Origin of the sequence: Pseudomonas sp. NPDC086251, from assembly GCF_044746405.1 — a bacterium.
Lineage (GTDB): Bacteria > Pseudomonadota > Gammaproteobacteria > Pseudomonadales > Pseudomonadaceae > Aquipseudomonas.
In genome coordinates this window covers 128,588-149,404 of the sequence record NZ_JBIVBY010000001.1, presented here as the reverse complement: position 1 = coordinate 149,404, position 20,817 = coordinate 128,588, and the positions used below count along the sequence as shown (strand labels likewise).

Sequence of the window (20,817 nt, the reverse complement as noted above, 5' to 3'; positions counted from 1 at the left end):
GGCAAGCCTCGCTCCTACAGGGGTGTTTCGATCTGTCAGGCCAGCACGTTGCACATCTCCAGCGCCGAGCAATCGACGTGGAACGGGCCGAAGTAATCGTCCTGGCGTTTGATGGGCGGGTTGCCGGCCAGCAGGCCCAGGGCCTTGGCGGTTTCGATATTACGTGCAAGGTTGTGATTGGCTTCGATGGACCGGGCCACGGAACCTGCCGAGCCCTGCCCTATCCCCAACAGTGAAGCGCCATTGGTCATGAACGCCAGGAAGGCGATGACCCAGAGTTTGCCTCCTTTCATGCTCCTGCCACTCCTGCCACGTCCGCCTGATCGATCACCGCGTTTTGGACGTGGTGATCGAACTGGATGCCAGGATGAGCGACTTGAATCGGCGCGTCGAAAGACTGTTGCGATTGCGGCGAAAGGCTGACAACCAACACCAGAGCCACGTAAAGAGCGATAGCCAGGTAGGCGCCGTGTTTGGCATAAGTGATGATTGCGCTGGCCATGGTGTTCTCCGTAGGCATGTTTCGACGCCCACAGAATCGATCAAAAAAGCCGTGACAACCACTCAGGGTTATCCATAGTAACCATCAGCTTCGTTGATCATTAAGCCAGTCTATTTCAGTCTTCAATAAAACTCATCAAGCGCTCGCGGGCCGCATCCGGCTCGTCGGGAACGGGCTGGGCAGCCGAAAGAATGGGGGTGGAATAGAGAAACAGAAGAACCACGGCCAGACGCATCGCCATGCGGTCGATCCTTGTGATAGGAGAAGGAGTCAGAAAATCAGCGTCAAATTTAAACTCATGGCCATGTGATATCAAGTGATACCTTGATATCAATATGATGCTGTCGGAAACGCGTTATGCAGGAGCGACATCACTCAGGTTTTTCGAGGCTTTTCAGCCCGATCGACACAAGTGACTTCGCTCCTGCATAAAAGGTGCAGGGCTTGAATTTCAGGCTTGGGTTTTGTGATCCAGCGCCGCGTAGAAGTTGGCACTTTGTTGCAGGTATTTCTGGGTGTAGCTCTGGGTGTGGGATTTTTTGTCGCTGATTTCAACGTTGGCGCTGGCTGGCAGAGCAACGGTGGCGGAGATAGCGGAGGCGGCGATTACGGAGAAGAGATTGAAGTTCATGGCGGTATTCCTCGAAGTCAGTTGGCTTGCTTGCCCGGTGGGGCCGTGAAGCAAACTTAACCGCGGGGGTTCACGCGCTGAAATGCTTTGTAGCATTACTAAACATCAGCGTCATTGATAGAAGGATGCAGGCCCCATCAACCGGGGCCTGCGGCCTATTGACGCACCAGGAACTTGAGATCGCTCGGGGCATCCATCGGCAGTTTTTGCACGGTTTTACCCAGCAAACCGCTCTTGGCGTCGCGCTCGACCACCACAATCTGGTTGCTTTTCTGGTTGGCAATCAACAAGAACTTGCCACTTGGATCGAGGCTGAACTCGCGCGGGTGATCGCCCTCCACCGCTCTGCGCTGCAGCTCTTGGAGGTGGCCGCTCGCCGGGTCGATGGCGAACACCAACAGTTGATTGGCGGTGCCACGGTTGCTGACATAGAGGAACTTGCCATCGACCGAAGCATGCAGGGCCGCAGCGGCCTTATCGGAAGCGGGCTGCCCCGCCGCCAGATCAATCATCTGCGTTTGCTCGAGTTTGCCGTCCTGGTAGTCGAACACCGCCACCTGCGCGCTCATTTCCATGGTCAGCCACGCGTGCTTGCCATCAGCGCTGAACAGCAAATGCCGAGGCCCGCTGCCGGGCGGCAATTGAACTGACGCCGGTGTCGCGGCGGTCAGCGGCAAGTCTGGATTGGCCTTGGGATCGAAGCGGTAGACAAAGATCTTGTCGGCGCCCAGATCATTCGAGAAGACATAGTTGCCATCCGGTGACGAGACCGTCGAATGCACATGGGCCGACATCTGCCGCTCGGGATTGACCCGGCTCGACGGATGGCTGCTCATTTGCACCACGTGTTTGAGCTTGCCGTGGCCTCCTACCGGTATCACCGCCAGGGTACCGCCCGGATCTTCAGCCACCGAATAGTTGCTGACAAACAGGTGATTGCCTTCAACGCTGAGGCTCGAATGCGTCGGCTCGTTGCCCAGGCTCTGCACCTGATTGATCAGGCTCAGCGCATGGGTTTTGGAATCGATCGCATAACTGCTGACGCGCCCTACCGGATCAACCTGCCCCGGACCGTTTTCGTTGACCACGTACAGGCGGCGCTGGTCCTTTGACACGGTGAGCCAGGACGGGTTTTCACTCTCGATCACTTGCAGCGGCTTGGCGTCGATCTGCCCGGTGGCGGCGTCGAAGTTCAGGCGATAAATGCCCTGGCTCTGGCCGGCCGTGTAGGAGCCGACCAGCAACTGATAGTCGTCAGCCGACGCTACCTGAAAGCCCATCGCGCCGACGCTGCCAGCCATCAGTAACGGCCAGAGTTTACGCATCCTCATTCACGTCGCCCTCGTCGTCATCACCGCGAATCGCGGTCATGCACACCAACCGGTGTTCGCCGGAAGCACCGGTGATCACCCAGCTTTGCAAGGTCGGATCGAAGGTCGCCGCGCCGATCTCGGTCGGCGTGAACTCCCAATGCTTGGCCGCTCGACCGTCCATGCATTCGATGTGCAGGTTGTCGTCTTCATCGAGGGAGAATTCGAAGGCGTGCAGCCCGTCGATCTCCACCATGTCGCAGTGTTCGAGGGTGTGGAGCAAGGTGTCGGTTGCGGCAGTCATGGCAGTCAATCTTTGAATGGGAAAAACGCAATGATAGCTCAAAGTACAAGGGGCCCAATGCCGGTGACAAAACTCGCACACAACACCAATCAACTGTAGGAGCTGCCGAAGGCTGCGATCTTTTGATTTTGATCTTCGGCGATTCCGAAAAATCCAAGATCAAAAGATCGCAGCCTTCGGCAGCTCATACAGGGGATGGTGTTCGGCCGTTAGAGAGCGCTGCTTAAAGTGTGCCGACGGTGCCGGGCTCGAACGCCGCGCCCACAGGCTCGATGCCGTTGATCAATGGCGCGCCGAACTCGGCCTGGCTGATTTCGAATACGTCACCCGGTCGGGTGCGGATGCCGTCGGCGAAGGACAGGGTCGCGGTGCCGAAGAAGTGAATGTGCACGTCACCGGGGCGCAGGAACTGGCTGTATTTGAAATGGTGGTATTCGAGGTTCGCCAGGCTGTGGCACATGTTGGCTTCGCCACTCAGAAACTCGTTCTGCCACAGCACTTCACCCTCGCGCAGAATGCGGCTGGTGCCGGCCAGGTGCTGAGGCAATTCACCGACCCGAAGTTCCGGGCCATAGCTGCAACTGCGCAATTTCGAATGCGCGAGGTACAGGTAGTTTTTGCGCTCCATCACATGATCCGAGAATTCGTTGCCCACGGCGAAACCGAGGCGATACGGCTTGTCGTCGTGGCCGATGACGTAGAGGCCACTGAGCTCGGGTTCTTCACCGGCATCTTCGGCAAACGGCGGCAGCGGGAACGGTTGGCCCGGGCGCACGACAATGCTGCCGTCGCCCTTGTAGAACCATTCCGGTTGCACGCCGGCCTGCCCCGCCGCCGGTTTTCCGCCCTCCACGCCCCATTTGAAAATGCGCATGGTGTCAGTCATCGCAGCTTCATCGCCGGCCTGCTGATGCATTTTGTCCCGGGCCGAGGCGCTGCCCAAATGGGTCAGGCCGGTGCCGCTGACCAGCATGTGCGCCGGGTCCGGGTGATCCAGCGGCGGCAGGATTCGCAGCTTGGCCAGCAACTCGGCGTAGTCGTGACGGATGCCCAGGCCCAGGGTTTGCACCTGCTGCTCAAGCGTGCTCCCCGCCTCGATCGCCGCCAGCGCCAGGTCGCGCACCGTGCGCGCCGCCTGCACTTCACGCACCAGACCGCCCTCGACCACGCCGACACGGCGCTCACCGTTACTCAATTCGAACTGAACCAAACGCATGATTTTCTCCTTTGAACGCACGACTTCAAAACAACGCAGCCCCCCTGTGGGAGCGAGCCTGCTCGCGATGAGGTCATCACATCCGACATGGATGTCGACTGATGCACCGCTATCGCGAGCAGGCTCGCTCCCACAGTTGATCGGGGCTGATTTCAGAATTCAGGTACGGGTTGCGCCACGGGCGCTGGCAGCGAATTGATCGGCCGGCAGCACATGCTTGCGTTCCAGCAAGCGATAAACCACGCCCGTCAGCACCAGTCCGAACAGCATCACGCCAGAGAGGAAATACAACCCCGACGCCAGGTTGCCGGTGTACTCCTTCAGCGCACCGATCACAAACGGACCGATGTAGCCGCCGAGGTTGCCCACCGAGTTGATCAAGGCGATCCCGGCCGCCGCACTGGCACCGGCAAAGAAGCGGCCCGGCAAGGTCCAGAACACCGCCGTGCAGGAAAACAGCGAGAAGGCCACCAGGCACAACGCCGCCAGTTGCAGCACCGGCACCGTCAGCCAGGCACTGAGGAACAGGCCGATAGCCCCCAACACGTAAAGCACCGCCAAGTGGCCGTAGCGATCATTCAAACGATCGGAACTGCGCGGGATGATCAGCAAACCGATGATCCCGAAGATGTACGGCACCGACGATACGAAGCCGGTCACCAGATCAGTGCCGCCAAACTGTTTGATCAGTGTCGGCAGCCACAGGCCCAAACCATAAATGCTCAGGGTCACCGGCAGGTAGAACAGCGCCAGCAGCAGCACGCGTTTGTCTTTGAGCGCATGCAGCGGATTGCCGTGGCGGGTCTGGCCGTAGGCCTCAAGGTCCTTTTTCAACTCGCCGGTCAACCAGTCCTTCTCGGCCTGATCCATCCATTTCACCTGCTGCGGGCCATCCGGCAGGTAACGCAGCACCGGCCAGGTCAGCAGGATCGCCGGGGTGCCGATGACGATAAACAGCCACTGCCAGCCGTGCAGGCCGAGGGTGCCATCCATGCCGAGCAAGCCGCCGGACACCGGGCCGGTGATCATCATCGCAATGGGTTGGGAAAGGATGAACAGCCCGAGGATCTTGCCGCGATGGCGCACCGGGAACCATTGAGTGATGTAGTAGAGAACGCCCGGAAAGAACCCGGCCTCGGCCGCACCGAGTAGAAAGCGCATCAGGTAAAAGCTGTTTGGCCCCTGGACGAAGGCCATGCCGATGGTGATGGCGCCCCAGGTGAGCATGATCCGCGCAAACCAGCGCCGCGCGCCGAAGCGATCGAGCATCAGGTTGCTGGGGATTTCCAACAGGAAGTAGCCAATGAAAAACAGCCCGGCGCCCAGGCCATAGGCCGCATCCCCGAGACCGATGTCGGCGCCCATGTGCAGCTTGGCGAAGCCCACGGCGGAGCGATCCACATAGGCGATCAGGTACAGAAGGATCAGGAAGGGAATCAGTTTCAGCGTGATGCGACGAATAAGCCGCAGTTCCTGGCTCATGAGATCGGTCTCCGATTGTTGTTGTTATGGAACCTCGGGAGACGCCTCTCGCACAAAATGGCCAGGGCCATCCCTCCGTTGAAAACGACTATATAGTAATACTAATTACCCAACAACACTTCCAAACAGGCCAATTTGCGCTTATGTTACGCCTTAGCTAGAACAATATAGTCATACAATAAGAGAGCCGATCATGTCTGATAAGAAACCCACCCTGCGCTCCGCCCAATGGTTTGGCACCGCCGACAAAAACGGTTTCATGTACCGCAGCTGGATGAAGAATCAGGGCATCGCCGATCACCAGTTTCACGGCAAGCCAATCATCGGCATCTGCAATACCTGGTCCGAACTGACCCCGTGCAACGCGCATTTCCGCCAGATTGCCGAGCACGTCAAACGCGGGGTGATCGAGGCCGGTGGCTGGCCGGTGGAATTCCCGGTGTTCTCAAACGGCGAATCCAATCTGCGTCCGACCGCGATGTTCACCCGCAACCTGACGAGCATGGACGTCGAAGAAGCCATTCGCGGCAACCCGATTGACGGTGTCGTGTTACTGACCGGCTGCGATAAAACCACCCCGGCCTTGCTGATGGGTGCGGCCAGTTGTGACGTGCCGGCAATCGTCGTCACCGGCGGGCCAATGCTCAACGGCAAGCACAAGGGCCAGGACATCGGCTCGGGCACAGTGGTCTGGCAGCTCAGCGAGCAGGTCAAGGCCGGCACCATCACCCTCGACGATTTCCTCGCGGCCGAGGGCGGCATGTCCCGTTCGGCGGGCACCTGCAACACCATGGGCACCGCGTCGACCATGGCCTGCATGGCCGAAGCACTTGGCACTTCCCTGCCCCACAACGCAGCGATTCCGGCGGTGGATGCGCGGCGTTATGTACTGGCGCACATGTCCGGCATGCGCGCAGTGGAGATGGTTCGCGAAGACTTGAAGCTGTCGAAGATCCTGACCAAGGAAGCCTTCGAAAACGCCATCCGCGTGAACGCGGCCATCGGCGGTTCGACCAACGCGGTGATCCACTTGAAAGCCATCGCCGGCCGTATTGGCGTGGACCTGGAACTGGATGACTGGACCCGCATCGGGCGCGGCATGCCGACCATCGTCGACCTGCAACCGTCCGGGCGCTTCCTGATGGAAGAGTTCTACTACGCCGGTGGCTTGCCAGCCGTGTTGCGCCGCCTCGGCGAAGCGAATCTGATTCCGCATCCGAACGCCTTGACCGTCAACGGCAAGACCCTCGGCGAGAACACCAAGGACGCACCGATCTACGGCCAGGACGAAGTGATCCGCACCCTCGACAACCCGATCCGCGCCGATGGCGGCATCTGCGTGTTGCGCGGCAACCTGGCACCACTGGGTGCAGTGCTCAAACCCTCTGCCGCCACTGCCGAGTTGATGCAGCATCGCGGCCGCGCCGTGGTGTTCGAGAACTTCGACATGTACAAGGCACGGATCAACGACCCGGAACTGGACGTCGATGCCCACTCGATTCTGGTGATGAAGAATTGTGGGCCGAAGGGTTATCCGGGCATGGCCGAAGTCGGCAACATGGGCTTGCCGGCCAAACTGCTGGCCCAAGGCGTGACTGACATGGTGCGTATCTCCGATGCGCGCATGAGCGGCACGGCGTACGGCACCGTGGTGTTGCATGTGGCCCCGGAAGCAGCGGCCGGCGGCCCTTTGGCGACGGTGAAGGAAGGTGACTGGATCGAGCTCGATTGCGCCAACGGCCGTTTGCATCTGGACATTCCGGACGCGGAACTGGCGGCGCGCATGGCGGATCTGCAACCGCCGCAAAACCTGATCGTGGGCGGTTACCGTCAGCTCTACATCGACCACGTGCTGCAGGCGGACCAAGGCTGCGATTTTGACTTCCTGGTCGGTTGCCGCGGAGCCGAAGTACCGCGCCATTCTCACTAACCCCATCGTCCTAATGTGGGAGCGGGCTTGCTCGCGAAGGCGGGGTGTCAGACAACGAATATGTTGGATGATAAACCGCCTTCGCGAGCAAGCCCGCTCCCACATTTGATTTTCGCCCGCCTCAAGATTGCGCCGTGCCTGTTATCATGCGCGACACCCTACCGCACAGGATCGCGCCGTTCCCCATGGATTACCGCAAACCCTCCGACCGCAAAAGCATGCACTCGCGCATTGTCCAGGAACTGGGCATGCAGATCGTTTCCGGGCGCTTCAAACCGGATGACAAACTGCCCGCCGAAGCCCTGCTGTGCGAAGAGTACGCGGTCAGCCGGCCGGTGCTGCGCGAAGCCACGCGGGTTTTGGTCGCCAAGGGCCTGGTGTATTCCCGTCCACGGGTGGGCACTGTGGTCAAACCGCGTCGGGAATGGCACATGCTCGACCCGGACGTGCTGCACTGGTTGATGCAAAGCAGTCCGCAGAATGAGTTTTTCAGTCTGCTGACCAGCGTGCGCAGCATCATCGAACCGGCGGCAGCCGCCCTCGCTGCGCAGTTCGCCACCGACGAGGACATCGCGTCCATCGGCGAAGCCTACCAACGCATGGAAGCCGCTCCGACCCCGGAAGCGTTGCTGCAACCCGACCTGGATTTCCACAGCCGGATCGCCGATGCGACCCACAACGATTTGCTGGCGAATCTTTGCAACATGCTGTCGGTGGCAATTGCCGAGGCGTTAAAGCATTCCAACCAGCGGCCGAACCTGCATGAACTGGCGCTGCCACGGCACAAGGCGATTCTGACGGCGATCGAGAATCGCGATGCCTTGGGCGCCCGGCATGCAACGTTGGTGCAGCTGGATGATGCTCGCAACGCACTGGACGTCGTGCTAGGCACCGATCTTCCTGATCACCACAATTAAATGTGGGAGCGGGCTTGCTCGCGAAGACGGTTTATCATTCAACATTTTCGTTGTCTGATACCCCGCCTTCGCGAGCAAGCCCGCTCCCACAAGGGTTTTGTGTGAAATTTGAGAAATAAAAAAGCCGCAACCCTGAGGTTGCGGCTTTTCCATTTCAGCCAGGGATCAGTGAGCGAACAGCGAGTTGCCCTTCTGCCCTGCCAGTTTTTCCGGCTTGATCAGGAACCGCGCCAACGCTGGCAGCAGCCACAGTGCGCCGAACATGTTCCAGAGCAGCATGAAGGTCAGCATCAGGCCCATGTCGGCCTGGAACTTGATGGCCGAGAAGATCCAGGTGCACACGCCGATCGCCAGGCACAGGCCGGTGAACAGCACGGCCTTACCGGTGGATTTCAGCGTCTGGTAATAGGCTTCTTGCAGCGGCAGGCCGGCACGCAGGAAGCTTTCCAGGCGGCTGTAGATGTAGATCCCGTAGTCCACGCCAATCCCCACCCCGAGTGCCACTACCGGCAAGGTCGCGACTTTTACGCCGATGCCCATGAAGGCCATCAGGGCGTTACCGAGCACCGAGGTCAGTACCAGCGGCAGCACGATGCACAAGGTCGCCGCCCAGGAACGGAAGGTGATCATGCACATGGTCGCGACGCAGATGTACACCAGCACCAGGATGGTCAGCTCGGATTCCTTGATCACCTCGTTAGTAGCCGCTTCGATGCCGGCGTTACCGGCGGCGAGGATGAATTCCAGGCCGTCCTTGTTGTTTTCCTTGGCGAAGTCCTGCACCGCATGGACCGCGCGATCCAGAGTGGCGGCCTTGTGATCGTTGAGGAACACCAGCACCGGCGCCAGGGAACAACTGTTGTTGTACAAGCCGTCAGCCCGAGCGATGGAGTTGTTCAGCACGTCCGGGTTACGCGACAGGGTTTCCCATTTCAGGTTGCCCTCGTTCATGCCCTTGATCATCTGCTTGGACACAGTCACCAGGGAAATCGCCGACTGCACGCCCTCGGTGTTCTGCATCTTCCACATCAGTTCGTCGATCGGCGCCATGGCTTCGTAGCGCGAGCAGCCTTCTGACTTGGTCTTGACCATCACCACCAACACATCGGAACTGGTGGAGTAGTTACTGATGATGAAGTTGTTGTCCTTGTTGTAGCGCGAATCCGGACGCAGTTCCGGGGCACCCTGATCGAGGTCACCGATTTTCAGGTTCTGGCTGTACCAGAGGCCGCCGCCGAAGGCCAGCAAGGCCAGGACGATCGATACCGGCGCGACTTTCGGGCTGGCGAAGTTCGACAGCAGGCGCCAGAACGGGTGTTCGCGGTGCGCGTCTTTCTTGCTGCGTTCGACCGCGCGCTTGCTGATGCCAACGTAGGAAATCGCGACGGGCAGCAGGATCAGGTTGGTGAACACGATCACCGCCACGCCGATGGACGCACCGATGGCCAGTTCACGAATCACACCGATGTCGATGATCAGCAGCGTAATGAAACCCACCGCATCCGCGAGGATCGCAATCATCCCCGGCAGGAACAACTGGCGGAACGTCCGTCGTGCGGCGGTCAACGCGTTGTCCGCTTCACTGGACTGCAATGCGATGCCGTTGATCTTTTGCACGCCGTGGGAAATACCGATGGCGAAGATCAGAAACGGTACCAGCATCGAATACGGATCAAGCCCAAAGCCGAAGAAGTGCATCAAGCCGAGCTGCCAGACCACCGCCACCAGCGTCGTACTCAACACCGCCACGGTGCTGCGCATGCAGTTGGTGAACCAGTAGAGCAGGATCAGGGTGATGATGAAGGCAACGCCGAAGAACATCACCACCATCACCAGGCCATCGATCAGGTCGCCGACTTTCTTGGCGAAACCGACGATGTGGATCTGCACGTTCGGGTTCTGTGCTTCAAACTTGTCGCGGATCTTTTCTTCGAGTTCGTGGGAGAACTTCCGATAATCCAGCGCCAGCAGCTTGCCCTGGTCCTGCGGGTCCGGGTAGGACTCCAGCAGCGGGATATCGACGATGCTCGATTTGAAATCGTTGGACACCAGACGCCCGACCTGACCGGACTTGAGCACGTTGTTGCGCAGCAGGTCGAGGCTTTGCTGGGAGCCGTTATAGCTCTGGGGAATCACTTCACCACCGGCGAAGCCCTCCTCCGTCACCTCGGTCCAGCGCACGCTCGGGCTCCACAGCGACTTGAGGCCGGAACGGTCGACACCGGAAATGTAGAACACCTCGTCGTTGATCTGACGCAGGGTCTCCATGTACTCCTTGGAGAAGATGTCGCCGTCGGTGGCTTCAACCGAGATGCGGACCGTGTTGCCCAGGTTCGCCAGATCGTTGCGGTGCTCCATCATCTTTTGAATGAACGGATGCTCAAGCGGGATCATTTTTTCGAAGCTGGTGGATGGCCGGATCAGCGTTGCCTGCCAGAACAGGAAAATACTCACCAGCAGGCAGATGACGATCACTGCCGGGCGGTTGTTGAAAATCAGGCGTTCGAGAAACGTCGCCTTGTCTTGGTGATGACTGCTTAGGGATGTCATAGACCCGCCTTCTTATTATTTGCCCGGCTCATTTGGCCAGCTCAGCGCCGGTTGGCGAAGTAGCGCGAACGCCGCCCTGTCCTGCCAGAATCAGATTGCCATTGCCCGCCGCGGTGACTGCCGAAACGGAGATGCGATCGGGGCGGTTGAACACGCTGAAGGTTTCGCCGTTGTCGTTGCTGCGGATCACCGAGCCGCCGTTGCCGACGATCACGATGGAACCGTCGTCGAGCAGCGTGGCGCCGGACAGGCCGAATTCCAGTGCACCGCGAGCCGCCTTCAACTCGACCGGCTCCCAGGTGGTGCCGAAGTCGGTCGAGCGAAACAGATTGCCCCGCAGCCCGTAGGCCAGCAGCGTATTGGCCTGAGCCGTGCCGATCACGCCGAACAGCGAGCCTTGGTACGGGCCTTCAAGTTTCTCCCAGGTCTGGCCGCCATCGGCGGAGCGGAACATGCTGCCCTGCTCGCCGACGATGAACAGCCCGGCGTCCTTGACGGCGGCGATGGCGTTGAGGTGGTACTGGTCTTCGTTATCGAGGCGGTCGCTGACGTTTTCCCAGTTTTTGCCACCGTCGGTGGTTGCCATCAGCGAGCCGTAGGCGCCCACGGCAAAGCCGTTGTTGACGTCCTGGAACCAGACGTCGAGCAGCGGCGATTCGCGTGTCAGGTCTTCAAATTGCTTGGTCCAGGTGACGCCGCCGTCCTCGCTGGCGAGGATCTGTGCGTCATGGCCAACGGCCCAGCCGTGTTTGTCGTCGACAAAAAACACCGACGTGAGCATTTGCCGGGTCGGTACTTTGGCCTGGGTCCAGGTTGCGCCCTGGTCATCGGAATACAGAATGTGCCCGCGATCCCCGACCGCGACCAGGCGCTTGCCGGCGTGCACGACATCGAGCATCAGGCTTTTGCTGGCCTTGGCGGATTCAACGGAATAAACAACATCGGATGCCGGCGCGGCGGCAGCCAGTACAGGCGCCGACAACGCGGCACAGCCCAACAGCGAGAGCGCTGTAGCCAGCAACGCGAATTTGCGTAATGCCGGCGGGCGGCAGATACCCACACCCATGACAGGCTCACTCATAGACCTTCCCCCATTATTATTGTTAGGTCGTTCAACCTTTCAGGGCGCCGTAAGGGGTGTTCATTGCGATTGACCTTTCTGAAGCATAGTCCTGAAACGCGCAATCTAGAGCCCCTTCGGAAGCTGGCTTATCCTATCGGGGTTTTCAAAGGTCTGACAATCAACGCCACGTTATGTTTTGTTAACCCGGCGAGGTTGGGGGGTGGGTGAATGATTGGGTATCAGGTGGGGTGATTGGGGTTTGGGGTTTGGGGTTTGGGGTTTGGGTGCATATCCGTTTTTTGGGTTATGGCCGCTATTGGTTTCGCCCTTACGGCGAGTCACTTGGAAGAGCCCCAAGTAACCAAGGGCTTCTGCCCCTTTCGTTCGGTGCCTCGCTGTGGCTCGGCATGCCCTCGCTCCGGTCCTGCTCCGTGGGCCCGCCGCCATCGGCCATCCATGGCCGGCGGCGGCTAACCCGGCATCCCTGCCGGGTTGCCCACTGCGCAGAACCTCCACTCGGCCTCTCGATGGGGCGCTCAGATCAAGATCAAAAGCCAAGGCGAGCTAACGCTCGGCCTGATGAGTGGTGAGAAGCCAAAGCGTACGCCGCCCTGCTTCTGATTTTCTGTAGGCGCGAGGCTTGCCCGCGAAGACGGCCTGACAGCCAACCCATCTCCCGCAGATGAGCCCGGCCCAAATGTGGGAGCGAGCCTGCTCGCGATGGACGTTAACGATGACGCGTTTCAACGGGATAAACACCACGCATTCAAAACCTTCGCGAGCGAGCTCGCTCCTACAGGGGGAACGGTGATCTCAGACGTTACGTTCGCCCTTGATCTTGCCGTTGCTTCGGCTTTTGATCTTGATCTGTTGCCCCTTTCCCAGAGGCCGAACGCAGGCGTTGCGCAGGGGGCACCGCGGCAAGGATGCCGCGGTAGCCGCCCCCGGCCATGGATGGCCGATGGCGGCGGGCCCCCGGAGCAATGCCGGAGTGAGGGCATGCCGAGCCTAAGCGAGGCACCGAATGGAGGGGCAAAGCGTTTTGCTTCCTTTTGGCTGGGCCGGCATTCCGGCGTCTGCAAAAGGGAGTCGCTGTAAGAGCGAAACCATAAGCAGCCGTTACCGCAGCAATGGATATGTACTCAGTCAAAAAAACAGGTCGGCTACCAGGCCGCCATCGCAGGCAAGCCAGCTCCCACAATTTGATCGGCGTACATCTGCAAGAAACAGACAGGCTATCAGGCCGCCTTCGCTGGCAAGCCAAGCTCCTACAGGGTTCGAGTGAACCCCGCAGAAGCAAAGCAGAATCAGGCCAGGCTTTTGCTCACCACTTCAAACACATCGCTCGACAGCTGACCCGAAGCACGAATCCGCTCCAGCTCGCCTTTCATCAACGCCTGACGAGCGTCGTCATACTTGCGCCAGCGCGTCAGCGGTGCCAGTTGGCGAGAGGCGATCTGCGGGTTAAACCCGTTCAGCTCGATCACCAGGTCCGCCAGGAAGCGATACCCGGAACCGTCCGCGGCGTGGAAGTTGATCAGGTTCTGCCCGGCAAACGCGCCGATCAGTGCCCGCACCTTGTTCGGGTTCTTGATGTTGAACGCCGGATGCGCCATCAACGCCTTCACGCGATCCAGGCCGCCCGGCAAGACACTGCCTGCCTGGACACTGAACCACTGATCCATGACCAACGGATTGTCGCTGAAGTGCTCGGCAAAGCTGGCCAGCGCCTTGGCTTTCTCGTCTTCGAACGACGAATTGACCAACACCGCCAACGCCGTCAGGCGCTCGGTCATGTTGTCGCTGGTTTCAAATTGCTCAAGGGTCGCGGCCAATACTTCCGGCTTGCCACTCAGCATCAGGTAAGAAAGCGCAATGTTCTGCAACGCACGACGGGCGAAGTGCTCGGCCTCGGCCACATACGGGGTTTTCTTCGACAGGTCGCGATTCGCCTGGTAACGCAGCCACAGCGCCTCGAACAAACCATCGGCCAACTGCTTGCGAGCGAACTCGCGGGCAATGTGGATGGCAACGACATCAGCCACTTCGCTGATTTCAGTCAGATACGCCTCACCCGGCAGCGAAAGCATTTCCGCGACCATGGCCTGATCGAGCGTCTCGTCAGCCAACACCGTACGCAAGGCCGACACCAGACGCTGATCCAGTACCAGCGTCTCGCCCTTCTGCTGCTGGGCAATCAGCTCTTGCAGCACCTGCACCGACAGTTGCTGACCGGCATCCCAGCGGTTGAAGCCGTCGCTGTCGTGCTGCATCAGGAACATCAACTGGTCGCGGTCGTACGGGAAGCTCAGTTTCACCGGTGCCGAGAAGCCACGCAGCAACGACGGCAGTGGCTTTTCAGCGATGTCGAGGAAGGTGAAGGTCTGCTCGGCTTCGGTCACTGAGATCACGCGGGAGGTAGCGCCAGCCGCGGCTTCACCGTCCAGACGCAGGGCAATCTCGCCGCCCTTGCTGTCCAGCAGGCCCAGCTCGACCGGAATCACGAATGGCAGTTTTTCAACCTTGTCCGGAGTTGCCGGGCAGCTCTGGCGGAAGGTCAGGCTGTAGGTTTTCGCTGCGGCGTCGTAAGACTCGCTCACCGCCAATCGCGGTGTACCGGCCTGGCTGTACCAGCGTTTGAATTGGGTCAGGTCGACGCCGTTGGCATCTTCCATCGCCTTGATGAAATCGTCGCAGGTCACGGCCTGGCCGTCATGGCGTTCGAAGTACAGGTCGCTGCCTTTGCGGAACCCTTCGGCCCCGAGCAAGGTGTGGATCATGCCGACCACTTCCGAACCCTTTTCGTACACGGTCAGGGTGTAGAAGTTGGAAATTTCGATGAAGCTGTCCGGACGCACGGCGTGAGCCATCGGGCCGGCGTCTTCGGCGAACTGGTGGGTCCGCAGGTAAGCCACGTCCTGGATGCGCTTGACCGTGGCCGAATTCATGTCGGCGGAGAAACCCGAATCACGGAACACGGTGAAGCCTTCCTTCAGCGACAACTGGAACCAGTCGCGGCAGGTCACGCGGTTGCCCGACCAGTTGTGGAAGTATTCGTGGGCCACGATCGCTTCGACGCGCTGGTGCGCGGCATCGGTCGCGGTTTCGGCGCGGGCCAGCACGGCACTGGAATTGAAGATGTTGAGGCCCTTGTTCTCCATGGCGCCCATGTTGAAATCATTGACCGCGACGATCATGAAGATGTCCAGATCGTACTCACGACCGTAGACCTCTTCGTCCCAGCGCATGGACTTCTTCAGGCTGTTCATGGCGTGCTGGCACTTGTCGATGTTTTCCGGCTCGACATAGATACGCAGCGCCACGGAGCGGTCGGTCATGGTCGTGAAGGTGTCTTCGACACACCACAAGTCACCGGCCACCAGCGCAAACAGGTACGCCGGTTTCTTGAACGGGTCTTCCCAGGTCGCCCAGTGCCGGCCGTCTTCGCCCGGCCCCGAGGCAATCGGGTTGCCGTTGGACAGCAACACCGGATAGCTGTGCTGCTCGGCGACCACGGTGGTAGTGAACGTGCTCATCACGTCCGGGCGGTCGAGGTAATAAGTGATCTTGCGGAAGCCTTCGGCCTCGCACTGGGTGCAAAACATCGTGCCGGACTTGTACAGGCCTTCCAGCGCGGTGTTGGTTTCCGGGTGAATCCTGACGCTGGTGTCGACCGTGAAGGTGGTGCTGGTCGGGTGCAGGGTCAGGTGATTCTCGGTCAGCTGATAGTCGGCATCGCTCAGTTCACGATCCGCCAAGATGACCGAGAGCAGGTCGAGTTGCTGGCCGTCCAGCACCAGCGGCGGCAGGCCCGGGCCCCGCTCAGGATTGCGGCGCATCACCAGTTGCGCATGGACCAGGCTGTGGTCCTCGAACAACTCGAAGGTCAGGTGCGTCTCGTCGATCAGGTATTCAGGCGCCTGATAGTCTTTCAAATAGATCATCTTCGGTTGTTCGGTGCGCATGCTGGAATCCTTCTACTGATGCACGGCGAGCTGATAGGCCGTGTATTTACGAATATTGATCACGCCAGTGTCGAAAATCAGGTATTGGCCCTTGATCCCCAACAGCGTGCCTTCGGCAATCGGGTTCTTGTCCAGGTTGAAGCTGACAATCTTGGCCGGGTACTGCTCGACCGGATAGCGGATTTCAAGCGGTTCGACATCGGCAATGGTCTGGATCGCCTGTAGGCCGAATCGTTCCTGCAAACCTTGCAAACCTTCGGCGCAGCTTTCAAACAGTTGGTCGCGAACCTGCGCCAGATCCACCGAAATCGCCTCGCCCTTGAGCAACGCACGCCAGTTGGTCTTGTCGGCCACCTGGCTACGGAACAGGTCTTCGACGAAACCCGACTGCTGACGGGTCGAGACGCGCATGATCGGCAGGGCCTGACGGGCGCCTTGATCGATCCAGCGGGTCGGCAACTGGGTAGCGCGAGTAATCCCGACCTTCACCCCCGACGAATTGGACAGGTACACAATGTGATCGGTCATGCAGAACTTCTCGCCCCACTCCGGCTCCCGGCAGGTGCCGGCGTCGTAGTGACAACGCTCAGGGCTCATGATGCAGAGGTCGCACTGGGCCAGTTTGGTCATGCACGGGTAGCAATAACCCTGGCTGAAACTGGTTTTGGTCTTGCGCCCGCAATGGGAGCAAAAAATCGCCCCCAGGTATTCCAGACGCACCGTGCTGCCGATCAACGGATTGACCGGAACCTCGGTATCGCCCAGACGAAACGCGTATTGCACGTTCGGCCCGTCAAGGCGCGCCGACATTTTGCTGATTGCACCGCGGCCAATCTCAATCAATGGACGGCATCCGACTTGAACAGAATATTCGGCACGCTGATCGACTTCGAACTGCATTCCTGCGGGCCCATGTAACCGGTGCGCTCTTCTTCGGGCAGGTTCTGGATTTCCCAGGCGATCATCGCTTGCAGCGACAGTTCGCGTTGTTCGGCGGTGAGTTTGCCACCGTCGGACCATTTACCGATTTCCACCGCCAGCTTCAGGCTCTGGTAGATATCGGGCGTGATGTTTTGGATCATTTCATTAAAAGAGGACATCAAGGGCTCCGCGCTCTTTGATTGACGTAACTGTTTAGACGGCCAGTTTACGGCGGTTGTACAAACCGCCCAACAAACCGGTCAAGCATCCGACGAGCAACCCGCCGACGTGGGCGGCGTTGGCTATTTCACCGAAGCCGATCATCGAGACCAGCCCGGACAGGCACAGCAGCAGCCACACCAGCATCATCACGAGCACGCCGCGCGGCAGGCGATAAGCCGGGTTTGGCGACAATACCTGGAAGATCCAGCAATGCCCGAGCAAGCCATACAGCACGCCGGACAACCCACCGAACAAGGTCGGGCCGCTGAAATAATACTGGGCGTAATTGGACACCAGGGCGAACAGCAAGGTCAGGCCAACCAGGTTGATGCTGCCCTGACGCGACTCGATGCGCCGCCCCAGTTCCCAGTACCACATGCCGTTCATGGCCAGGTGCAGGATGCCGAAGTGAATCAGCATCGGCGTCACCAGGCGCCACCACTGCCCCGCCGCCAGGCTGTCGGCCAAGGGCACAAAGTGGATGTACTCGCCGACAACGCGGAAATCGAGGAAGGTCAGCCAACGCATCGTGTCGAGGTTTTCGCCCAGCAGCGTCACCGCGCCGACAATCACGCTCAGCAACAGCACCAGTGCGGTCGCCTTGGCGTAGCGCAACTGCTCGACAAATCCCGGGCGGCGCTGGGTTTGCGCCACCGGAATGTCCAGTTGCTGATCGGGATCGCCAGCCGGAAAGCGCTCGTACAACGAACGAACGTCTTCGCTGATATCGGCCGGCACCCAGAGCACTTGTTCGCCTGACTCTTCGCTGACCCGATGCGGCACCTGCATGCGTTGCAGCAGTTTGACGAACCCGCTCAAGTCCACCGCCAATGGCAGGCGCAACACCGCTACGGCACTCATTGCAGCACCTCCGGCCGCTCGACATCGACCCAGACGAATTTATGCGGATCGAGACGGGTTTCCTGATCCAGACGATAGGCCACCAGTTTGCCGTAGAGCACGGCGCTGTAATCCAGGCAGGCCAGGTTCGGACGGATCGGGGCCGGTTTGCCGCTGCGCCAGTAGTGACCAACGAACAACAACGGCTCATCGACGCCATAGCGCAGCAAAGTATTTTTTTCGGTGGACGACAGCGGCGTACGGGCCACCGGATCGGGCAAGGCGTCGGGTTGGAACACAATGTCTCCGTAGGTTTGCGGGTCGTCTTCCCAGAACTTGGTGCGGAAGAACGACCGCGTCAGGCCATCGCCGCTGGTCATGGTCAAGCCATGGGGCAAGCGCATGTCGGTGCCGCGCAGCAGGCGGTCGAACACGGTGCAGGCGAAGCTGCCCGGCACCGCCGAGGCCTGGAGGAAATGCTCATCGACGCAGCCATCGGGGAACAACGCGCGCAGCGGTTCGATCAGGCCGGAATCCCAACAGGCGTGCACCACCCGGAAGCGTCCGGCATCGACAAACAAGGGCAATTCATAGAACCATTGCTGAAAGTCATGCCAGTCGCCCGGATGATCTTCAAATTGAGTCAGGGTTTCCCCCAGCAGACGGGCGTGGCGCGGGGTGTGTTCGCGCACGAATTGCTTGCCGCTGCCCGGCGGCGCCGGAGTGCTCCAGCCCAGCGCATTGAATTCATGGTTGCCCATAATGCACAGCGCCTGGCCGGCCTCGACCATGTCATGGACGATGTGCAGCGCCTCGCGAATCCGCGGGCCGCGGTCGATGATGTCGCCGACAAACACCGCCATGCGCGACGGATGCCGCCAGACGCCGCTTTGTTTGCGATAACCGAGCCGGTCGAGCAGGTGCTCAAGGGTCAGAGCGCAACCGTGCACGTCACCGATCAGGTCGTAGCTACGCGCGGGATCGAGCATCAGTCGCCTCCACCACCCAACCGACTGCCCCAGCCGAGCTTGGTCCGGCAGACCTCATAGTAGTTGTGGTCGAGCGGATGAATCAGCCGCAGCTTTTGCGCCTTCTTGCTGATGGTGATGGTGTCACCGGGCGCGCAGGTGAAGTGGTTCTGCCCGTCACAGGAGACTTGCGGGTAAATCTGCATATCTTTGGACACGACGATTTTCAGCTCACTGTTGCCGTCGACCACAATCGGCCTACCCGACAAGGTATGGGGGTACATCGGCACAATCACAATAGCGTCGAGCTTGGGATGCATGATCGGTCCGCCCGCCGACAGCGCGTACGCCGTCGAACCGGTGGGCGTGGCGACAATCAGGCCGTCGGCCTTCTGGCTGCAGACGAACTGGCCGTCGATGTACAGTTCGAACTCGATCATCCGGGTCGATTTGCCGGGGTGCAGCACCACGTCGTTCAGCGCATCGCCCTGGCCAATGGCCTCAGCGTGGCGGCGGACTTCGGCTTGCAGCAGGAAGCGGTTTTCCACCAGGTAGTGGCCGTCGAGCACTTCGGCGACTTTGACTTCCAGTTCATCCGGGCGGATATCGGTCAGGAAGCCCAGGCTGCCCCGGTTGATCCCGAGCACCGGAATGTTATGGCGAGCCAGTGCGCGAGCGGCGCCGAGCAGGCTGCCGTCACCGCCGACCACAATCACCATGTCACACACTTCGCCGAGCATCTTGCGCGACGAGGTTTGCAGGCCGTGGCCCGGCAGCACTTCGGCGATGGTGTCTTCGAGGATCACATGCAGGTGACGATCGAGCAGAAACCGTTTCAGTCGGCGGACGGTATCCAGCACCTGGGAACTGCCCAGGCGACCGATGATGCCGATATTACGAAATTGCTCCATGGTGTCCCTACAGTCTGCGGCGACGAAAAACACGATTATGGGCGAAAGCGCGGGATAGACAAAATCCTTTCAGCCACAACGGTGTACTCACGATTGAGGCTATGCTCGCAAGATGATCCTATTTCCAGATTTGCTGCAGTTGCCCCACCAGTTACGCCATCCCGAAGTGCGTGACCTGGCGTGGGTGATCCTCGCACCGCCGATGCTTGGCGAAACCCCGTGGCCGCAGCGTCATCCGTTGGCCGGCAGTGACTGGGTGCAGGCACCGGAGCGGCTGGAACACTGGCTTCGGCAGCTCGACCGCGACAGTTATGACCTGCTGCACTGGCTGGCGCAGGCCAGGACCCGGCGCCTGGGTTTGTACTATGAACGGCTATGGCAATACGCCGTGCGCCACGCGCCGGGGATCGACCTGATTGCCGCCAACATGCCGATCCGCCGCGAAGGTCACACGCTGGGCGAGCTGGACATGCTGCTGCGTGACCGTGACGGCGTGCATCACCTGGAACTGGCGATCAAGCTTTACCTCGGGCCGCAAAACGGCGATGGCCACGACACCGCGCAATGGCTCGGCCCCGGCTGCCATGACCGGCTGGATCGCAAATTGGCGCACCTGGCCCAGCATCAACTGCCGATTTCCGCTCGCCCGGAGAGTCGCGAGGTGCTGGCGGCGCTGGACATCCAGCAGTTCAGCGCACATTTGTGGCTGGGCGGCTATTTACTCTATCCATGGCCGGGACCGGCCGAACCACCGAACGGCGCGCATCCGCAGCACTTGCGCGGCAGCTGGTTGCATCAGAAAGACTGGGCGGCGTTTGTGGTGCAGCGACCTTTCGGCCGTTGGCAGCCCCTGCCCCGCCACGCCTGGCTGGCGCCGGCGCACTATCCGGCCGAGCAGACCTGGAGCACGCAACAGCTGAATGCCTGGCTGAGCGATCTGGAACCGCTGGCACCGGCGCAATTGCTGGTGCGACTGACCGAGAATGCCGATGGTGATTGGGAGGAAGCGGAGCGGCTGTTTCTGGTGGCGGATCTTTGGCCGAATGTGCCGGGCAATGGTTGAAGTTTTGTGGTGGCTGGACGGG

19 protein-coding genes are annotated in these 20,817 nt (G+C 60.1%); 3 read left to right on the top strand and 16 right to left on the bottom strand.

Annotated features, from left to right (window positions below):
• Window positions 1-35: 35 nt before the first annotated feature.
• The 8 genes from ACIPL2_RS00760 to ACIPL2_RS00725 form a co-directional block, all read right to left on the bottom strand.
• On the bottom strand, window positions 36-293 hold the full coding sequence (locus ACIPL2_RS00760) for a hypothetical protein (protein ID WP_401351964.1): 258 nt from the start codon (window positions 291-293) through the stop codon (window positions 36-38).
• On the bottom strand, window positions 290-502 hold the full coding sequence (locus ACIPL2_RS00755; RefSeq protein WP_401351961.1) for a hypothetical protein: 213 nt from the start codon (window positions 500-502) through the stop codon (window positions 290-292). Before ACIPL2_RS00755 ends, ACIPL2_RS00760 begins: the two co-directional genes overlap by 4 nt.
• A 115-nt stretch (window positions 503-617) precedes the next feature.
• Window positions 618-743: a hypothetical protein gene (locus tag ACIPL2_RS00750; RefSeq protein WP_255141673.1), complete on the bottom strand. Its 126-nt coding sequence runs from the start codon at window positions 741-743 to the stop codon at window positions 618-620.
• A gap of 210 nt (window positions 744-953) precedes the next feature.
• On the bottom strand, window positions 954-1,133 hold the full coding sequence (locus tag ACIPL2_RS00745) for a hypothetical protein (protein WP_031318838.1): 180 nt from the start codon (window positions 1,131-1,133) through the stop codon (window positions 954-956).
• 155 nt (window positions 1,134-1,288) lie between these two features.
• Window positions 1,289-2,458 carry a lactonase family protein gene (locus ACIPL2_RS00740; protein ID WP_401353320.1) on the bottom strand — a complete coding sequence of 390 codons (1,170 nt, stop codon included), beginning with the start codon at window positions 2,456-2,458 and terminating at the stop codon, window positions 1,289-1,291.
• A complete protein-coding gene (locus ACIPL2_RS00735) occupies window positions 2,451-2,747 on the bottom strand; it encodes a DUF5629 family protein (RefSeq protein WP_401351957.1) in 297 nt (98 codons plus the stop codon). Before ACIPL2_RS00735 ends, ACIPL2_RS00740 begins: the two co-directional genes overlap by 8 nt.
• A 223-nt stretch (window positions 2,748-2,970) precedes the next feature.
• On the bottom strand, window positions 2,971-3,963 hold the full coding sequence (gene araD1, locus ACIPL2_RS00730; protein WP_401351955.1) for an AraD1 family protein: 993 nt from the start codon (window positions 3,961-3,963) through the stop codon (window positions 2,971-2,973).
• A gap of 159 nt (window positions 3,964-4,122) precedes the next feature.
• On the bottom strand, window positions 4,123-5,445 hold the full coding sequence (locus ACIPL2_RS00725; RefSeq protein WP_401351952.1) for an MFS transporter: 1,323 nt from the start codon (window positions 5,443-5,445) through the stop codon (window positions 4,123-4,125).
• A 193-nt stretch (window positions 5,446-5,638) separates the two neighbouring features.
• Between ACIPL2_RS00725 and ACIPL2_RS00720 the strand changes: the two genes are divergently transcribed.
• Entirely contained in the window at window positions 5,639-7,375 is a 1,737-nt protein-coding gene (locus ACIPL2_RS00720) for an IlvD/Edd family dehydratase (protein WP_401351949.1), read from the top strand.
• Window positions 7,376-7,560: 185 nt separating this feature from the next.
• The gene (locus ACIPL2_RS00715) at window positions 7,561-8,292 is read left to right on the top strand and encodes a FadR/GntR family transcriptional regulator (RefSeq protein WP_401353318.1); all 732 of its coding nucleotides are present in this window, start codon (window positions 7,561-7,563) and stop codon (window positions 8,290-8,292) included.
• A 165-nt stretch (window positions 8,293-8,457) separates the two neighbouring features.
• On the opposite strand, the gene ACIPL2_RS00710 is transcribed toward ACIPL2_RS00715, so the two are convergent.
• The 8 genes from ACIPL2_RS00710 to ACIPL2_RS00675 all read right to left on the bottom strand — a co-directional run bounded on the left by ACIPL2_RS00710 (window position 8,458) and on the right by ACIPL2_RS00675 (window position 19,732).
• Window positions 8,458-10,842, bottom strand: a complete 2,385-nt coding sequence (locus ACIPL2_RS00710) for an RND family transporter (RefSeq protein ID WP_401351948.1) — start codon at window positions 10,840-10,842, stop codon at window positions 8,458-8,460.
• Window positions 10,843-10,870: 28 nt separating this feature from the next.
• On the bottom strand, window positions 10,871-11,923 hold the full coding sequence (locus ACIPL2_RS00705) for a WD40/YVTN/BNR-like repeat-containing protein (RefSeq protein WP_401351945.1): 1,053 nt from the start codon (window positions 11,921-11,923) through the stop codon (window positions 10,871-10,873).
• 1,289 nt (window positions 11,924-13,212) lie between these two features.
• Window positions 13,213-15,870: an aminopeptidase N gene (gene pepN, locus ACIPL2_RS00700; RefSeq protein WP_401351943.1), complete on the bottom strand. Its 2,658-nt coding sequence runs from the start codon at window positions 15,868-15,870 to the stop codon at window positions 13,213-13,215.
• Window positions 15,871-15,882: 12 nt separating this feature from the next.
• Entirely contained in the window at window positions 15,883-16,713 is an 831-nt protein-coding gene (locus ACIPL2_RS00695) for a DUF2797 domain-containing protein (protein ID WP_401351940.1), read from the bottom strand.
• Window positions 16,710-16,970, bottom strand: a complete 261-nt coding sequence (locus ACIPL2_RS00690) for a YeaC family protein (protein ID WP_090183249.1) — start codon at window positions 16,968-16,970, stop codon at window positions 16,710-16,712. The genes ACIPL2_RS00695 and ACIPL2_RS00690 overlap by 4 nt, the downstream gene beginning before the upstream one ends.
• A 34-nt stretch (window positions 16,971-17,004) precedes the next feature.
• Complete coding sequence (locus ACIPL2_RS00685) at window positions 17,005-17,874, bottom strand: rhomboid family intramembrane serine protease (RefSeq protein ID WP_401351936.1); 870 nt, start codon at window positions 17,872-17,874, stop codon at window positions 17,005-17,007.
• Window positions 17,871-18,845 carry a metallophosphoesterase gene (locus ACIPL2_RS00680; RefSeq protein WP_401353316.1) on the bottom strand — a complete coding sequence of 325 codons (975 nt, stop codon included), beginning with the start codon at window positions 18,843-18,845 and terminating at the stop codon, window positions 17,871-17,873. The genes ACIPL2_RS00685 and ACIPL2_RS00680 overlap by 4 nt, the downstream gene beginning before the upstream one ends.
• Complete coding sequence (locus tag ACIPL2_RS00675) at window positions 18,842-19,732, bottom strand: NAD(+) kinase (protein WP_010459816.1); 891 nt, start codon at window positions 19,730-19,732, stop codon at window positions 18,842-18,844. Before ACIPL2_RS00675 ends, ACIPL2_RS00680 begins: the two co-directional genes overlap by 4 nt.
• Before the next feature lie 112 nt (window positions 19,733-19,844).
• On the opposite strand from ACIPL2_RS00675, the gene ACIPL2_RS00670 reads away from it, so the two are divergent.
• Complete coding sequence (locus tag ACIPL2_RS00670) at window positions 19,845-20,795, top strand: DUF1853 family protein (protein WP_401351933.1); 951 nt, start codon at window positions 19,845-19,847, stop codon at window positions 20,793-20,795.
• Window positions 20,796-20,817 lie beyond the last annotated feature (22 nt).

Bases quoted from the DNA above. Each gene is read 5' to 3' on its own strand.
- ACIPL2_RS00760 (WP_401351964.1), bottom strand. From the start codon at position 293: ATGAAAGGAGGCAAACTCTGGGTCATCGCCTTCCTGGCGTTCATGACC.
- ACIPL2_RS00755 (WP_401351961.1), bottom strand. From the start codon at position 502: ATGGCCAGCGCAATCATCACTTATGCCAAACACGGCGCCTACCTGGCT.
- ACIPL2_RS00750 (WP_255141673.1), bottom strand. From the start codon at position 743: ATGGCGATGCGTCTGGCCGTGGTTCTTCTGTTTCTCTATTCCACCCCC.
- ACIPL2_RS00745 (WP_031318838.1), bottom strand. From the start codon at position 1,133: ATGAACTTCAATCTCTTCTCCGTAATCGCCGCCTCCGCTATCTCCGCC.
- ACIPL2_RS00740 (WP_401353320.1), bottom strand. From the start codon at position 2,458: ATGCGTAAACTCTGGCCGTTACTGATGGCTGGCAGCGTCGGCGCGATG.
- ACIPL2_RS00735 (WP_401351957.1), bottom strand. From the start codon at position 2,747: ATGACTGCCGCAACCGACACCTTGCTCCACACCCTCGAACACTGCGAC.
- araD1 (WP_401351955.1), bottom strand. From the start codon at position 3,963: ATGCGTTTGGTTCAGTTCGAATTGAGTAACGGTGAGCGCCGTGTCGGC.
- ACIPL2_RS00725 (WP_401351952.1), bottom strand. From the start codon at position 5,445: ATGAGCCAGGAACTGCGGCTTATTCGTCGCATCACGCTGAAACTGATT.
- ACIPL2_RS00720 (WP_401351949.1), top strand. From the start codon at position 5,639: ATGTCTGATAAGAAACCCACCCTGCGCTCCGCCCAATGGTTTGGCACC.
- ACIPL2_RS00715 (WP_401353318.1), top strand. From the start codon at position 7,561: ATGGATTACCGCAAACCCTCCGACCGCAAAAGCATGCACTCGCGCATT.
- ACIPL2_RS00710 (WP_401351948.1), bottom strand. From the start codon at position 10,842: ATGACATCCCTAAGCAGTCATCACCAAGACAAGGCGACGTTTCTCGAA.
- ACIPL2_RS00705 (WP_401351945.1), bottom strand. From the start codon at position 11,923: ATGAGTGAGCCTGTCATGGGTGTGGGTATCTGCCGCCCGCCGGCATTA.
- pepN (WP_401351943.1), bottom strand. From the start codon at position 15,870: ATGCGCACCGAACAACCGAAGATGATCTATTTGAAAGACTATCAGGCG.
- ACIPL2_RS00690 (WP_090183249.1), bottom strand. From the start codon at position 16,970: ATGTCCTCTTTTAATGAAATGATCCAAAACATCACGCCCGATATCTAC.
- ACIPL2_RS00685 (WP_401351936.1), bottom strand. From the start codon at position 17,874: ATGAGTGCCGTAGCGGTGTTGCGCCTGCCATTGGCGGTGGACTTGAGC.
- ACIPL2_RS00675 (WP_010459816.1), bottom strand. From the start codon at position 19,732: ATGGAGCAATTTCGTAATATCGGCATCATCGGTCGCCTGGGCAGTTCC.
- ACIPL2_RS00670 (WP_401351933.1), top strand. From the start codon at position 19,845: ATGATCCTATTTCCAGATTTGCTGCAGTTGCCCCACCAGTTACGCCAT.